Origin of the sequence: Xenorhabdus sp. NBAII XenSa04 (assembly GCF_963866145.1) — a bacterium.
GTDB classification, from domain to species: domain Bacteria; phylum Pseudomonadota; class Gammaproteobacteria; order Enterobacterales; family Enterobacteriaceae; genus Xenorhabdus; species Xenorhabdus indica.
The window spans coordinates 1-15,957 of the sequence record NZ_CAWMEB010000390.1 but is presented as its reverse complement, the minus strand read 5'-3'; the positions used below and the strand labels follow the sequence as shown (position 1 = coordinate 15,957).

General features: G+C 46.4%; 16 protein-coding genes. 10 read left to right on the top strand and 6 right to left on the bottom strand.

Translation table 11 applies throughout. The annotated features are described in order from the left end of the window. Window positions 1–57: 57 nt before the first annotated feature. Window positions 58–2,187 carry a TonB-dependent receptor gene (locus tag AAC147_RS12815; RefSeq protein ID WP_197056379.1) on the top strand — a complete coding sequence of 710 codons (2,130 nt, stop codon included), beginning with the start codon at window positions 58–60 and terminating at the stop codon, window positions 2,185–2,187. A gap of 132 nt (window positions 2,188–2,319) precedes the next feature. On the opposite strand, the gene AAC147_RS12810 is transcribed toward AAC147_RS12815, so the two are convergent. From AAC147_RS12810 to AAC147_RS12785, 6 genes are all read right to left on the bottom strand, one after another. After that, a complete protein-coding gene (locus AAC147_RS12810) occupies window positions 2,320–2,661 on the bottom strand; it encodes a cupin domain-containing protein (RefSeq protein WP_047681624.1) in 342 nt (113 codons plus the stop codon). A 124-nt stretch (window positions 2,662–2,785) separates the two neighbouring features. After that, a complete protein-coding gene (dhbA, locus tag AAC147_RS12805) occupies window positions 2,786–3,529 on the bottom strand; it encodes a 2,3-dihydro-2,3-dihydroxybenzoate dehydrogenase (protein ID WP_047681621.1) in 744 nt (247 codons plus the stop codon). After that, window positions 3,526–4,410, bottom strand: a complete 885-nt coding sequence (locus AAC147_RS12800; RefSeq protein ID WP_047681618.1) for an isochorismatase family protein — start codon at window positions 4,408–4,410, stop codon at window positions 3,526–3,528. Before AAC147_RS12800 ends, dhbA begins: the two co-directional genes overlap by 4 nt. A gap of 11 nt (window positions 4,411–4,421) precedes the next feature. Beyond that, window positions 4,422–6,044: a (2,3-dihydroxybenzoyl)adenylate synthase gene (locus tag AAC147_RS12795; RefSeq protein ID WP_047681615.1), complete on the bottom strand. Its 1,623-nt coding sequence runs from the start codon at window positions 6,042–6,044 to the stop codon at window positions 4,422–4,424. Then, on the bottom strand, window positions 6,038–7,207 hold the full coding sequence (locus tag AAC147_RS12790; RefSeq protein ID WP_231571410.1) for an isochorismate synthase: 1,170 nt from the start codon (window positions 7,205–7,207) through the stop codon (window positions 6,038–6,040). Before AAC147_RS12790 ends, AAC147_RS12795 begins: the two co-directional genes overlap by 7 nt. A gap of 2 nt (window positions 7,208–7,209) precedes the next feature. Next, complete coding sequence (locus AAC147_RS12785; protein ID WP_047681610.1) at window positions 7,210–7,872, bottom strand: hypothetical protein; 663 nt, start codon at window positions 7,870–7,872, stop codon at window positions 7,210–7,212. A 261-nt stretch (window positions 7,873–8,133) separates the two neighbouring features. Between AAC147_RS12785 and AAC147_RS12780 the strand changes: the two genes are divergently transcribed. From AAC147_RS12780 to AAC147_RS12740, 9 genes are all read left to right on the top strand, one after another. Next, the gene (locus tag AAC147_RS12780; protein WP_187650233.1) at window positions 8,134–8,283 is read left to right on the top strand and encodes an IS1 family transposase; all 150 of its coding nucleotides are present in this window, start codon (window positions 8,134–8,136) and stop codon (window positions 8,281–8,283) included. A 460-nt stretch (window positions 8,284–8,743) separates the two neighbouring features. Beyond that, window positions 8,744–9,802, top strand: coding sequence for a phosphate ABC transporter substrate-binding protein PstS (gene pstS / locus AAC147_RS12775; protein WP_047681608.1), 1,059 nt, complete (start codon window positions 8,744–8,746; stop codon window positions 9,800–9,802). Between the two features lie 92 nt (window positions 9,803–9,894). Further along, window positions 9,895–10,845 carry a phosphate ABC transporter permease PstC gene (gene pstC / locus AAC147_RS12770; protein WP_047681648.1) on the top strand — a complete coding sequence of 317 codons (951 nt, stop codon included), beginning with the start codon at window positions 9,895–9,897 and terminating at the stop codon, window positions 10,843–10,845. 1 nt (window position 10,846) lies between these two features. Next, window positions 10,847–11,707: a phosphate ABC transporter permease PstA gene (gene pstA, locus AAC147_RS12765; protein ID WP_047681605.1), complete on the top strand. Its 861-nt coding sequence runs from the start codon at window positions 10,847–10,849 to the stop codon at window positions 11,705–11,707. A 35-nt stretch (window positions 11,708–11,742) separates the two neighbouring features. Continuing rightward, the gene (gene pstB, locus AAC147_RS12760; RefSeq protein ID WP_047681602.1) at window positions 11,743–12,519 is read left to right on the top strand and encodes a phosphate ABC transporter ATP-binding protein PstB; all 777 of its coding nucleotides are present in this window, start codon (window positions 11,743–11,745) and stop codon (window positions 12,517–12,519) included. A 27-nt stretch (window positions 12,520–12,546) separates the two neighbouring features. After that, window positions 12,547–13,263 (top strand): phosphate signaling complex protein PhoU, encoded by a 717-nt coding sequence (gene phoU / locus AAC147_RS12755; RefSeq protein WP_047681600.1) that lies wholly within the window; start codon window positions 12,547–12,549, stop codon window positions 13,261–13,263. 176 nt (window positions 13,264–13,439) lie between these two features. Continuing rightward, on the top strand, window positions 13,440–14,288 hold the full coding sequence (locus AAC147_RS12750) for an ABC transporter substrate-binding protein (RefSeq protein WP_047681597.1): 849 nt from the start codon (window positions 13,440–13,442) through the stop codon (window positions 14,286–14,288). A gap of 79 nt (window positions 14,289–14,367) precedes the next feature. Then, window positions 14,368–15,105, top strand: a complete 738-nt coding sequence (locus tag AAC147_RS12745) for an amino acid ABC transporter permease (protein WP_047681594.1) — start codon at window positions 14,368–14,370, stop codon at window positions 15,103–15,105. A gap of 1 nt (window position 15,106) precedes the next feature. Beyond that, a complete protein-coding gene (locus tag AAC147_RS12740) occupies window positions 15,107–15,880 on the top strand; it encodes an amino acid ABC transporter permease (protein WP_047681592.1) in 774 nt (257 codons plus the stop codon). Window positions 15,881–15,957: the final 77 nt, after the last annotated feature.

Here is a 15,957-nt window from a genome sequence, read left to right as displayed (position 1 = left end):
AACATAATATTTGGCATCCTGTGAATATTAATGATAATGATAATGATAATGATAATCATGTCCATAAAGACAGTCACGCCTATTGGTATAAAGATGGGGAATCTGCTTTTTTCACGCAGAAAAGTGTTACTTAGCAGTGCGATTTTGTTTTCCTTATCATCCTTAGGGGGCCAAGCTACCGCTTTGACTCAAGCAGAGAAAAACAAAACGGGGAGCGATGAGGCCGATGTCATCACGGTAACGGGTGAAAAAACAGAAAGATCTCTGCAGAGAACGTCAAGCTCAGTCACGGTTATCTCCGGGCAGGAGATACAGAGTAAGCCTGAGGCGACAACCCTCGTTGATATTTTGCAGGGTAAACCCAATGTGCTTTATACCAGCAATACAAGTGCGCCGAGTATTCGCGGTATTGAGACAAACGGGCCTCTCGTAGGAGGGAATACTTTTCTTTCCAAACCTATACCGCGAGCGACTATCAGTGTTGATGGGCGCTATATCAGCTCCGCAGAGTTTAGTTTGGGGAGAGGGCCTGTTTGGGACGTCAATTCAGTAGAAGTATTCCGTGGCCCACAAACGACGACACAGGGGGCAAATAGCATCGCCGGTGCGGTGATTGTCAAAACTAACGATCCCACCTTTACCCCCGAATTCGATGGGCAGATTTTGTACGGAAGCCGCCAAAACAAACGTGCTTCCTTTACTGTCAATAGCCCATTGACAGACGATCTCGCAGTACGTCTCGCCATGGATTACAGCGGCAGAAATACGTTCATTAAATATACCAATCCCGGTTTCTTCGATTCTGATAAGAACAAAGATTTCGAAAATCTGGATGTCCGTGTGAAGGCACTTTGGCAACCGCTGGATAGCCCGTGGTTGGCCAAACTGACTTACTCCCATATGGCAGCAAAAAATCCTGACAGTGAGTTGGCGTCATTGCCCTACCGTGATTTGAAAAACGAGACGCTAAACCTTGACAGAGCCAAAACTAACAGTGATGTCGGTATCTTAGATCTTCAATATACGTTCGAAAACGATATGGTGCTCTCCAACCAGCTCCAATATTCTGTATCGAAGTACCGCTACACTTTCACAAATCAGTTTCCAGGTATTGCCAATCGCGATTCGAATAATGTTTCCAATGAAATGCGTTTGAACTTCGGTGATGAATATTCAACCTGGAGTGGAGTGACAGGTCTCTATTACTCGCGTGATAAGGCCACGAATGTGCTTGATAATTCGCTGGGCAAGGCTGACGCCGATCTGACTAATACTAGTGTTGGTCTTTTCTCAGAAGCGACGAGGCGTTTTGCGGAAAAATGGTCTCTGACTGGCGGATTGCGTTATCAGTATGACCAAGTCAAGCATGAAGGGGTCACCAGCTATGTGCCTGGCGTCTATCATGCATATAGTAAAGGGTTCCATGCTGTTCTGCCAAAAGTTTCTCTCGCCTATGATATTACTAACGATATAACCGTCGGTACACTGGTAAGCAAAGGCTATGGGCCGGGCGGTACAGGTGTGAATTTCTCTGGGAATTCCTATTACACCTTCGCTCCGGAGAAGGCTTGGAATTACGAGTTGTTTGCGCGTGGTAGCGCGTTCAATAACCGATTACTGGTAACCGGTAATATCTTTTATACAGATTATAAGGGGTTCCAGAGTGCTGTAACGGATTATACGAAAGACAGACCGAACGGTTCTATCCTTGTCAACGCCGACAAAGCGGTAACCTATGGACTTGAGCTGGGAGCCGATTATCAGGCGCTGGACAACCTTCGCTTACGTGGTGGGCTTGGATTACTTCATACCGAAATCAAAAAATTCGCTGATTATCGCGGCAACTCGTTTGAAGGAAAACAATTCGCTAAAGCGCCTGGCTATATGTTTAACGTTGGTGTTGACTGGAATATCACCGAAAAAGTTCGTTTGAGTAACGATCTTCGTTACATGGATCATTACTTCTCCAATGATCAGAACGATCCCAAGTTGCGAGTCAGTGCCTATTTAGTGTCCAATCTCCGTTTATCCTATAATCCGACCAACTATCTGGAACTCTTTGTTTACGGCAATAACATCTTTGACAAACGGGTGCCAACATACAAACAAAATACTCGTGCAGGTGGAATTTCAGGATACATGCTGGAGCCGCGTGAAGTGGGTATCGGTATGAAAGTACGCTTCTAAAAAATTAGCATCGGCTACGCCGGTTCGTCGGTGGTAGAAACAGGGGGAGCTATTCAGCTCCCCCTGCATTATCTCAAATCACATGTGGTATTTATTATCTGAATTCACAACCTGACAATTTTTATTAAAAATTTATTGGCCTGAATTTGTGACTACATAGGGTTCTATTAATAGCAGCTTGGTTAATTCTTTAGACGAAGGCTTACTTTCTTCCCCTTTAGGCACCACAAAAAACTCACCTTGCTTTATTATTACGTGATCATTTTTAAAATCTATACGGAGTTCACCTTCAATAACCATAAACACCTTGTCTTCATCTTCATGTGTGTGCCATATAAAGTCACCCTTAGCGAGCAATATGATTATCTTATATTCGTTTGTTTGAGCTATCACCTTTGGTGACCAGATTTCTTCTATTAAATCAAATTCTTGTTTTAAATTGTTGACTTTTCTCAATGCTGCAATATGGCTCATGTTATATTCCTTTCCTTTAACTAGTGTTTAGTTTAAATTTTTAATAGTTACCCATTCCATGGAATTATAGTCTTTCCGTTTTTTATAGTGGCATACAGGTAAACAGTTTTAAACATTCGGTTTATCAGGCACCGAGCGTAGCGCCTCCATCAATGACAATATCCTGTAATGTTATGTGGCTTGCTTTGTCGGAGGCCAAAAACAAAATGACGTTGGCTATTTCGTCGGGCTGGGCAATTTTTCCGAGTGGAATGCCGAGCTTAAATTGTTCGGTAAGACCATTAATCAGACGTTGATGTGCCATATCATCGTTAAGCATTCCCTCCAGCATTGGAGTCAATGTGGAACCGGGTGAAACAATGTTACATCGTACCCCAAAAGGTGCCAGTTCCAGCCCCACACTCAGGCACAAGCTACGCATCGCAGCCTTAGAAGCGCAGTAAACTGCCATATTAACGCGTGGCACGTGGGCTGCATTGGAGGCTATCGAGACGATATTGCCGCTGCGCTGATGCTGGAAGTGTGGAATGAGGATTTTAAACAGATTGAATGCTGAGCCTGCATTAACGTTGATTGAGCTTTCCCAGTCTTCACGGCTTAACGTTTCTGCGGAGCCGAGGCGCAGAATTCCCGCACCGTTAACCAGCACATCCAGCCCATTTGCTTTCAGCAATGGAGGGCAGGTTTTTTGCACCGCATGAGCATCGCTGACATCCAGAATGAGCGTCTCGAACGGCATTGAATCAGGAAACTTTAGATCGAATCCAAAAACCCTGGCTCCTGCCTCGTGAAAACGGACGGCTGTTCGGGAGCCGATACCGCTCCCTGCTCCCGTCACCCAGACGGTTTTTCCCTTGAATTCGTTCATTTCTCTTCCAGATCGTTGTTCAGCAGTGCGAGCCAGTTTCGTAACGTTGGTTGTTTCATCAGCGTGATAAAATCAATTTCGTACCCTTCATGGCGGCACTTTGAGACGAAAGACATTGTACGTAGCGAGTCTAAGCCGTAATCAAGCAGGTTTTCGTCATCATCAATGTCGTGTGCATCTTCGTCCAGTGCGGGTTGCAGTATGGCAAGCAGACGTTCGCGATCCCATCTATTTTCTGTTGCGGGCGGGGCGAGTGCCGACAGCGCCATAGAGGTACTCAATACCCGTCCGGAGCGGCCCGCAGTATAGCGGAGCGCCATCATATGCTCCTCCCGGCTGAAGTCTGCCAGCGCATCGCTAATCATAAAAGCCTGTATATCGCGCATAAAGGCATCAGTGGCAGTGGTTAGGCAGCCGATATGGGCGTACACGCCGCAGATCATAAGCTGGTCACGCTGGCGTTCTTGCAGATGATTTTCCAAGTCAGAACGCTGAAACGCGCTGTAGCGCCACTTCACCAATACAGTGTCCTCCAGTTCGGGGGACAGTGCTGCCGCGATTTTTTGTTGTTCTGGATAGCGGCTTAGGCCAGGTCCCCACATATCATTCAGTAGTGCTCGATCGACGTCGTTTTGTTGGTTCGACTGGGCTGTGTAAAACACGGGGATGCCGAGCTCATGGCAACGTGCGCGCAGAGTAACTATGTTGTCGATAACCTGCTGAATCATCTTGCTCTCCTCTCCCCAGAAGTTGAGGAAATATTCCTGCATATCGTGAATCAGCAGAGCGGCGCGTTGCGGCTCCAACCTCCACTTGACTTTATTGGCAGGTAAGGCAGTTTCATCGGGCAGGGTATAGTCCTGAAGTTTAGGAATGCTCATGGCGTTTTTCCTCAATTTTCTAAGGTGGCGCTGGCAAGTGCACGTAACGCCTGTTTGTTGATTTTTCCTACTGGAGTGAGCGGCAGCTCAGGTAGACTTTCAAAACGATCAGGGATCTTATAGTCGGCTATACCCTGCTCGCGTAGCCAGCGGCGTAGCACGGCTGGTTTCACGGATTCGCGTTCGCGCGTTACCACATAGGCGCAGGTTTTCTCGCCCATTAGACAGTCAGGAATAGCGACCAATGCGGCGTGCACCACCGTTGGGTGGCGCAGCAACAGGTGCTCAACCTCTTCAGCGGCAATTTTTTCGCCACCACGATTTATTTGATCCTTCTCACGTCCAACTACTTTCAGATATCCGTCGGGAAGCTGAATGACTACGTCGCCAGAACAATAAAACCCGTTACTGTCGAACACCATCTGGTTATGTTCTGGGCTTCGGTAATAGCCTCGAAAGGTGTATGGGCCTCGGGTCATCAGCAATCCAGGCTCTCCGTGTGGCACCGGGAGACCTTCTCGGTTTGCGACCCATACCTCATCATCCTCACTGATGGGGCAGCCCTGAGTTGTGAAGGTATGCGCGTCGTCATCGTCTAGTCGGGTGTAGTTCACCAGACCTTCTGCCATACCAAATACCTGTTGGAGCTGGCAGCCCAGCTCCTCTGGAATGCGTCTGGCCAGCGTTTCTCCCAAAGGAGCACCACCGACCTGCATCACTTTCAGACTGGAGAGTTCGTTAACGTGACCTCTGATATTGGCATATTCCAGCCAGATGCTGACCGCAGGTGGCACCAGAGCGGTAATATTGATCTGATGACGGGCTATGACCGGAAAACATCCGTCCGGGCTTGGATCGGGGACGAGAATGACCTGACCACCTGCATAAAATACGCCCAGCGCGCCCGGTGAACTCATAGGATAGTTGTGTGCGGCTGGCAGTGCGCAGAGATACCGGGTTTTACTGCTGATGTCGCAGATCGGATTGCTGGCGCGGATACTGTAATAGTAGTCGTTGTGGGTGCGAGGAATCAGCTTGGGGGTGCCAGTGCTGCCGCCGGAAAGCTGGAAAAATGCGACCTCATCCGCAGGCGTTGGTGTGGGCGTGAAGTCTCCCGGCTCTTCCGATATCAGGCGTGAAAGCGAACGGTTCGAATCTGAATCCTCATGGTGAAGCACCACTATATTCAGTTTCGGGCACTTGGCGACCAGAAGATCAATAAGAGCATCATCATGAAACTGGCGATGCTGGCGATCGGCAATGAGTATCTCTGGCGTAATCTGGAGCGCATACGCAGTTAATTCGCTGCTCTGGTGGCTATAAAGCGCGTTAACCGGCGTGACACCCAGGCGCAGTAAGGCAAAAAAGACGATATAAAACTCAGCTTCGTTGCCAAGCTGCACCAGCGCGGTTTGTCTCTGACGCACGCCACGTCGATGCAAGGCGGCGGAGAGCCGGTTTACTGCTTCATTAAGCTCTCGATAGCTCCAGCACCGCTCCCCGCAGAATAGTGCCACGGCATCGTTCTCGCGGTGAATATCGAGAATATCGCTCAACGGGCGATCAATCCAGTACCCTTTCAGGCGATAACGTTCAGCCAGATCCTGAGGCCAGCGGTTGAATTCAATCATAATGTCTGCTCCTGTTGCGTTGCAAAACCAAGTGCACTCAGCATGGTGTTAAATTTGGTGCAGGTTTCCAGCCATTCGTTTTCCGGAACAGAGTCCGGAACGATGCCGGCGCCGGCGAATAGCTCAATCTGATGAGGCTGAACTTTGCCGCAGCGGATCGCCACAACCCATTCCCCGTCTCCGCGGGCGTCACACCAGCCGACAATACCGCCAAACCAGCCGCGGTCGAATGGCTCCAGCTCGCCGATCAGGCTGCGGGATAAGGTATAAGGAGCGCCGCATAATGCGGGCGTGGGATGAAGTAGGCAGGCAAGAGACAGCGCGTTATCGCGATCATTGTTCACTATACCCTGAATCTCAGTAGCGAGATGCCAGAGCGTAGGCGTGCTGAGCAGCGAGGGTTCTGGGATCGTCAGAGACCAACAGAGATCTGTCAACTGGCGACGGATAGCCTCCGTGACCACCAGATGCTCGTGGAGATCCTTTCCGGAGGCCAACAGCTTTTCCCTGGCATTTCTGTCACTGGCGTCATCGTCGCCTCGCCGTGCTGAGCCGGCAAGAGGACAGGAGCGCAGGATCTTGCCCTCCTTACGTAGCAGTAGTTCAGGGCTGGCGCCAATCAGAATGCCATCCGCCAGCGGTAAGTGAAAGTTGTAGCTCTCCGGATTCTGTTTGTTGAGTTGCAGCCATAGGCTTAGAGCGCTAAGCGGGGGGATGCTTTCAATCTGTAGCAGACGCGACAGCACCACTTTATTCAGTGCACCGATACGTAGCGGATTCAGGGCGTTCTCCACCATGGCGCAAAATGCATCATGATTTGGAATGTAGTGAGCTTGGCCCTCCACCTGCACCGGAGAGTCGGAGAGGTTAAAGGCGTAACGATCGAACCAGTAGCAGGTCTGTGGAATAAACAGTGAACAGGGTTGGCGCTTATCAAACGGAATAGCCCCCACGACAATGGGATTTTCTACTCCGGTCTGTTGAGTTTGACGAAGCAACTGTTGTACCTTCTGCTGGAACTCGCCCTCGACGTGATGTCCGGATGCGGCGGGATGTGTCAAGGTGGCGAGGCATCCCCGGGCGAGCAGGCTTTTGTGGGGCGACAGAAAGATAAAATCATCCTCTTGCAATGTTAGTGAAAGAAGATTGTTGGCGATACCAGACAAAATCAGGTTCCTCTTGTTGGTGTAGGGGCTAGCTTTTCCCCCCTTCCGGAGGGGAAAATACCGACGGTAACGTGAGAGTGAGCCGCCAGTGGTGCCGGATACCAGGTGTTATCAGTTATAACTGACCGTGGAGAACATACTGTGGCCCTAGCTGTAGAAACACGCTTCTTTTCCGCAGCAGGAGGCGACATAGTGAGGTTGTTGACGTTAAACTGCACGGATGCGCCTTTCAGGTTGGAAGTATTTTCTCTTAGATCATTGCGTGTTATGTAGCAAAAGCGGCGGATTACGACTTCATCGTTGCGGTTAGATGAACCTGGATAATGGGTGAAGGCACTTTTGGTGTAATTTAGTGCGTTGGATACGAAAGTCGTTCTTTGGTGATCCATCTGGTCACGAGTAACCATAGAGATTATCTGCTGTATTTTGACAAGTAGAATCGCTGTTTTGGTGACTGATACGTGATCTTTCGCTACAATCCCTTTCATTGGTAGCGTTACGCTTTTCAGCTCCACGGCTGCATCCCTCATGTTCTCTTCCCCATCGCTAGCTGCATATGCCCCGTCAGATAACCTAGGTGTTGAAAACAGTGCCGCCTGAAACCCAAACTCTGTGCGTCTGGTGATGATTTTCACCACAAGTTTTTTTCTTCTTATTTTAAACATAATCAAACACCGTCTGATTTGCCTTATAAAAATATTTAATAACAATTAATTTATGCTGCTTACAGGCGGCGCCGAAAATCCAATTTGTTGACAAAATGTTCATCAGGGAGAGGTATGAGATCCTGAGAAGGAAAACGCCATTACAATATTTTAAATAGAAATGATTATCAATATAATTTACATTACTAATTAATGGCGTTTTCTTGTAAAAATTTCTATAAATATGGCAATAGGGAAAAGTCATGCAGGTATAGATGCGCCATGGCCGTTTGTGTGGAACAGGAAAAATCAACGCTGGCTTTGGTATGCTTGGGAACCCCGTTTGAAACGAATACGATAGGGTATTCTAAATCGGAGGAAATACACGATAAAGTGATTGGTACTTTCACTGAGCGTGAAAACTATTTTTAATAAGAGTTCTAACTACTTAATACATAACCGTCACTTTCATTATGTCATCGATCATATCAGCGGAAGAATGTTCATTAACAGAACCCGCTTACTTTGATATAACTCCTGAACACTATATTTTTAATTGAAAAAAATATTCAAAACAGGATTAAACACGGAGCCAGTTCCCGTCAGCGTTTGAAAACACGCCATGCCAGCATCTTACATGTATTATTAACAGACCCGTAGATGACGAGTCATGACATTGAATTGATGAAATTCAGGCTATGAGATATGTGTGTGAGTACGATAATAGCGGAAATTTATGAATGACTGTCATAAAAATGTCATAATTTATACATTTTACTGTCATTAAGTTGACTTATTTTTCCCTCCTGAACCAATTTTTACCTAAAACTAGACTGTTGATGTTGTTGAAAATTGTTTTTAATGAATGATGTATATCTCAGCAGGAGGGTGTATGAAATCAATACGTATCACTGTGGCAGGTATCATGGCAACAGTATTTGCTATGACGTCTTTGTCTTCATTTGCTGCAACTACATTTGTTGCAACTACCAGCTTGACAGGAGCAGGTGCGACATTCCCGGCACCGGTATATACCAAGTGGGCTGATTCTTATCAAAAAGAAACGGGTAATAAAATCAATTATCAGGGGATTGGTTCTTCTGGTGGTGTAAAACAGATTATTGCCAACACAGTTGATTTTGGTGCATCAGATGCCCCACTTGCTGATGACAAACTGGCTTCTGAAGGTTTATTCCAGTTTCCGACCGTAATTGGTGGCATTGTACTGGCGGTGAACCTTCCGGGTATCAAATCCGGCCAATTGGTGTTAGATGGCAAAACTCTCGGTGACATCTATTTGGGAACCATCAAAAAATGGAATGATCCCATCATTGCGAAATTGAATCCGAATCTCCAACTCCCTGATCAAAATATTGCGGTGGTGCGCCGTGCGGATGGTTCTGGTACTTCTTTTGTTTTCACTAGCTATCTGTCCAAAGTAAACAGTGACTGGAAAGCAAAAGTCGGGGCAGGTTCTACAGTGAAATGGCCAATCGGATTGGGCGGCAAAGGAAATGATGGCATTGCTGCGTTCGTCCAGCGTTTGCCCGGCTCCATTGGTTATGTTGAATATGCTTATGCGAAGCAAAATAACCTCGCTTATACCAAGTTGGTAGCCGCTGATGGAAACGTTATCGCTCCTACCGAAACTAATTTCAGTGCGGCAGCAAAAGGGGCGGACTGGAACAAAAGTTTTGCACAGGATTTGACTAATCAGCCCGGCGAAAATGCCTGGCCCATCACGTCAACGACATTCATCCTAATCCATAAACAGCAGAAAAATGCCATACATGGAACAGAAATCCTGAAATTCTTTGACTGGGCCTATGAAAAAGGCGGCGAGCAAGCGAAAGCGCTGGATTATGCTGTGTTGCCAAAAGCCGTCATTGAACAGGTACGTGCAGCCTGGAAAAATGACATAAAAGATAAGCACGGCAATGCCTTGTATTAACCATTCGTTGTATTAGCCGATGTTATTGAAGGGAAATAACCCAAATGGGAATTGAGCGCATGGCCAAACATAAGACTATACATAGAAAAACCATGCATAAAACAGTACAGAAAGCACCTGGTAAGCACGGTGATATTATTTTCAGTACGCTAGTCAGGCTGGCGGCTCTGATGACGTTATTTCTACTGGGAGGCATTATCATCTCGCTGCTTATTGCTGCCTGGCCGAGTATGCAGGCGTTTGGTTTTGCTTTTCTATGGAATAAAGATTGGGATGCACCTGCGGGGATTTTCGGCGCACTAGTTCCGATTTATGGCACATTAGTGACTTCATTGATTGCTCTGATTATTGCCGTTCCGGTCAGTTTTGGCATCGCTCTGTTTTTGACAGAGCTGGCACCAAACTGGCTGAAACGGCCGCTTGGTGTAGCAATCGAATTATTGGCGGCAATCCCCAGTATCGTTTATGGCATGTGGGGGCTGTTTGTCTTTGCCCCGCTTTTTGCCACCTATTTCCAGCAACCTGTCGGAAATGTGTTGTCGAGTATTCCTGTCGTAGGAGAACTGTTTTCCGGCCCGGCTTTCGGCATCGGTATTCTGGCCGCGGGTATTATTCTTGCCATTATGATTATTCCCTATATTGCTTCTGTGATGCGCGATGTTTTTGAACAAACTCCCGTTATGATGAAAGAATCGGCTTATGGAATTGGCTGTACAACATGGGAAGTGATTTGGCATATCGTCCTGCCTTACACCAAAAATGGGGTAATCGGCGGTGTGATGTTGGGCCTGGGGCGTGCACTGGGAGAAACCATGGCAGTGACTTTTATTATCGGCAATACCTATCAACTGGACAGTTTCTCCCTCTATATGCCCGGAAACAGCATTACTTCGGCATTGGCAAATGAATTTGCCGAAGCGGAATCTGGTCTGCATACCTCTGCATTGATGGAACTGGGGCTGATTTTATTTGTGATCACTTTTATTGTTCTCGCGTTATCAAAATTGATGATCATGCGTCTGTCCAGGAACGAGGGGCGTTGAAATGGTAAGAATTGATAAACGCCATAAGTTACAAGCCTGGCGGCGTCGGAAAAATCATCTCGCCCTGTTTCTATCTATGGCAACAATGGCGTTCGGTTTGTTCTGGCTGATTTGGATTTTAATCTCCACAATCACTAAAGGCATTGATGGGATGTCTCTGGCGTTATTTACCGAAATGACACCACCACCCAACACAGCAGGAGGCGGGCTGGCAAACGCCATTGTTGGCAGTGGACTCCTGATCTTCTGGGCAACGGTATGCGGTACGCCATTGGGAATTATGGCGGGTATTTATCTTGCTGAGTATGGACGTCGTTCTCCGCTGGCTGAGGTGATCCGCTTTATCAATGATATCCTGCTTTCTGCCCCTTCCATTGTTGTAGGGCTGTTTGTTTACACGATAGTTGTGACGAAAATGCAGCATTTCTCTGGTTGGGCAGGGGTAATTGCACTGGCTCTGTTACAAATCCCGATTGTTATCCGCACAACGGAAAACATGTTGAAACTGGTGCCGGATAACCTGCGTGAAGCAGCTTATGCACTGGGAACACCGAAATGGAAAATGATCTCTGCTATTACGTTGAAAGCCTCAATATCAGGTATTATCACGGGTGTGTTACTGGCGATTGCCCGTATTGCAGGGGAAACCGCCCCATTGTTATTCACTTCGCTTTCCAACCAGTTCTGGAGCACTAACCTCAGTCAGCCAATTGCCAATTTGCCTGTCACCATATTCAAGTTTGCTATGAGTCCATTCTCTGACTGGCAACAACTGGCATGGGCCGGGGTTTTACTGATTACCTTGTGTGTACTGTTGATTAATATCTTGGCGCGGTTGTTATTTGCCAAGAAAAAATTCTGATATTAGAGGAACTGATATTGAAGAGAGAAGCGTTGATGAGTAAAGCCAATGATGTTGCAGGAAATAAGATTCAGGTACGAAATCTGAATTTCTATTACGGCAAATTTCATGCACTGAAAAATATCACGTTGGATATTGCACAGAATAAAGTGACTGCTTTCATTGGCCCATCGGGATGTGGCAAATCAACATTACTGCGTACTTTTAACAAAATGTATGAACTGTATGGAGAACAGAAAGCAGAAGGCGAGATCTTGCTGGATGAAACAAATATTCTGACCGATAAACAGGATATTGCCTTGTTACGAGCCAAAGTAGGCATGGTTTTTCAAAAGCCGACGCCCTTTCCGATGTCGATTTACGACAATATCGCTTTTGGCGTGCGTTTGTTTGAAAAACTTTCAAGGGCTGAGATGGATGAGCGAGTCCATTGGGCGCTGACAAAAGCCGCATTGTGGAACGAAACCAAAGACAAGTTACACCAGAGTGGTTACAGCCTGTCTGGAGGTCAGCAACAGCGTTTGTGTATTGCTCGTGCTATCGCTATCCGACCGGAAGTTTTGTTGCTGGATGAACCTTGCTCTGCTCTCGACCCGATTTCTACAGGGCGTATTGAGGAACTGATCAGTGAACTGAAATCGGAATATACCGTAGTGATCGTTACACACAATATGCAGCAGGCGGCACGTTGTTCTGATTATACGGCTTTTATGTACCTCGGTGAGTTGATTGAATTCAGTGACACTGACATTTTGTTCACCACACCGAAAATGAAGCAGACCGAAGATTATATTACTGGTCGGTATGGTTGATATGGGCAGATAAGAGGTAGCGTAAAGATGGACAATCTGAATTTCGGTAAGCACATTTCTGGTCAGTTCAATGCTGAGCTGGAACATATCCGTACTGAATTAATGGCGATGGGTGGATTGGTAGAAGAGCAGCTCAGTAAGGCGATTCTGGCAATGCACAATCAGGATAAACAGTTAGCCCAACAAGTCATTGAAGACGACCAGAAGGTCAACATGATGGAAGTGGCGATAGATGAAGCCTGTGTTCGTATCATTGCCAAACGTCAGCCCGCCGCAAGTGATCTGCGCCTGATAATGGTTATCTCAAAGACCATTGCCGAGCTGGAGCGTATTGGTGATGTTGCGAATAAAATTTGTCAGACGGCGCTGGAGAAATTTTCTCATCAACAGCAACCACTATTGGTCAGTCTGGAATCTTTGGGCTGGCATACCATCCGGATGCTGCATGATGTATTGGATGCTTTTGCCCGTATGGATTTGCAAGAAGCCATTCGTATCTATCGTGAAGATAAAAAAGTAGATCAGGAATATGAAGGTATTGTGCGCCAGTTAATGACTTACATGATGGAAGATCCACGTACTATTCCAAGCATCATGACCGCACTTTTATGTGCCCGCTCTATCGAACGTATCGGCGATCGTTGTCAGAACATTTGTGAATTTATCTTCTATTACGTCAAAGGACAGGATTTTCGCCATGTTGGGGGCGATAAACTGGAAGAATTGCTTACTAAAGATGAATAATTTTTATGACGATGAAACATGGGTATTCTCTTAAGTGCGGTTAGGGGTTCACTTTAAAGATTTATTCCAAAATGGTATAAATATAGTATTTTATATTATTTCAAGTACTATGATGAAATTGATAGTTTTTATTGGACAATAAATAATTATTAACAAATTAACAACAGGGGTGTCCAATGAAATTCCGCAATCAATCTCGGATAGCAGTGACTGCGTTACTAACCAGTCTGGTATTAGTTTCTGGCGTAGCGAAAGCAGACAAACTTGATGATATAAAAAAAGCGGGTACGGTTCGTATTGCGGTATTCGACAGTAATCCCCCTTTTGGTTTTATCGATCCTAAAACGAAAAAACTTGCTGGTTATGATGTGGATATCGCCAATGCAATCGCCAGTGATCTGGGTGTGAAACTGCAATTGCGCCCAACCAATCCCGCAAATCGTATTCCACTACTCTCTTCCAAGAAAATTGACTTAATTGCTGCTAACTTCACGATCACTGATGAACGGGCAAAACAGGTCGATTTTTCCATTCCTTATTTTGCCACAGGGCAAAAATTCATTGCCCGTAAAGGTGTCCTGACTAATCCGGATGATATCGCTAAATTGCGTATCGGTGCGGATAAGGGAACGGTACAGGAAATTACGTTGCGTGAGCGTTATCCAACTGCGAAAGTTATCTCTTATGACGATACTCCGCTGGCATTCGCGGCGTTGAGAAATGGTAATGTTCAGGCGATCACTCAGGATGACGCAAAGCTGGTGGGCTTGTTGGCAAATGTTCCTGAAGCGCAAAAAGCAGATTTTGAAATATCACCTTTCAGTATTACCCGTGAATATCAGGCTGTAGCGGCTTCCAAAGAAGAAACTCGGCTGGTTGAAGCGGTTAACCAGACATTGTTGAAACTGGAAAAAGAGGGTGAAGCAGAGAAAATTTATAACCGTTGGTTTGGCCCTGACACAAAATCGGCTCAGCCGCGTGGTAATTTTAAGTTTGCTCCATTAAATAGTCAGGTAGCGAACTAACATACGTCTGGGAAAATGATATCGGAAACCAGCCCCGTCTTTGTGCGGGGCTTTGCCATTTGTTGATGTGGTGAATAATATGTTTGAGCAATTTATTGACGAGCACTTATTGGCTCCTGAATATCTGCAATGGCTCTGGCAAGGGTTCTTGATTACATTATGGATCTCTGCCTGTACCATTTTTTCTTCCACCTTACTGGGTTTTGTCATCGCGACAGCGCGGGACAGCCAGATCAAGCCATTGCGTTGGTTGATTACGCTGTACACCTCGGTATTCCGCAATACCCCGTTGCTGGTACAACTGTTTTTCTGGTATTTCGCTTCCGGCCAGATTTTGCCTCAAGATGCCATGATCTGGCTGAACACTCCCCATGAGACTGCGATTGCAGGTTTTACTCTGGAATGGCCTTCATTTGAGTTTCTGGCTGGATTTATTGGCCTGACACTCTATTCCGCCCCTTTTGTGGCAGAAGAGTTAAGAGCTGGAATGCAGGGTGTTGGACATGGGCAAAAATATGCTGCTCATGCATTGGGTTTAACTGGTTGGCAGGCCATGCGCCATGTCGTACTGCCACAGGCATTGAAGATTGCTATGCCACCACTTTTGGGGCAGTACATGACTATCGTCAAGAATTCATCATTAACAATGGCGATTGGTGTCGCTGAACTTTCCTATGCTTCCCGTCAGGTAGAAACACAGTCTCTGCAAACATTTGAAGCGTTTGGCGTGGCGACAGTGCTCTACATCGCCATTATTGCTGTGATGGAAGGGTGGGGGCAATGGCGTCAGCAGAGAATACTGGCAAGAGGGTACTGATATGGACTTTACTGTTATAGCAGAAAACTGGCGCTATTTGCTGTTGGGAACCTTTCCCGACGGGCCGTTGGAAGGCGCAGCTTTGACTCTGATGATAAGTATTATGGCCGGAGTGATCTCGATTGCCTTAGGGACAGTGGCAGGAATCGCATTGGCGATGTTGCGGGGTTTTTGGGTAAATTTGCTGGCAGCGGTACTGGGATTCTTTCGTGCTATTCCGGTTATTATGCTGATTTTCTGGACTTATTTCTTGTTGCCAGTGGTTTTGGGTATGGAAATACCTGAAATCACCACTGTAGTTTGTGCACTGGCATTGATCACGTCTGCTTATCTGGCCCATGGTGTCAAAGCGGGCATTCTGGCGATTGGTGAAGGTCAATGGCGTGCAGGACTGTCTCTGGGTTTCAATCGTTGGGAAGTATTGTGGCATATCGTTCTGCCACAGGCATTGCGTATGATGGTGCCTTCGTTCATAAACCAATGGATTGCGTTAATCAAAGACACTTCATTGGCCTATATTGTCGGCGTAGCAGAACTGTCATTTTTGGCGACACAGGTTAATAACCGTAGTATGGTTTATCCGATGGAAGTCTTTTTATTTGTTGCGTTAGTTTATTTTGTGATGTGTTTGTCACTGGAATTAGCCGCTAACTATGTTGCTCGCCATTTTTCGGTAAGACGTGAGAAAACAGCATTCTTGCGATTTTGGGGTATACCCGACAGGCTTCGAATTGTATTTAGACGGCAAGTGAATGGCTCTTCAGAAACCTGTTAGTGCTATGTTTGTAACCACGATATCTGGAACAAAGCGAAGGTAATAAAAAGACAAGAGTCGGTCACGTATTCAACCTG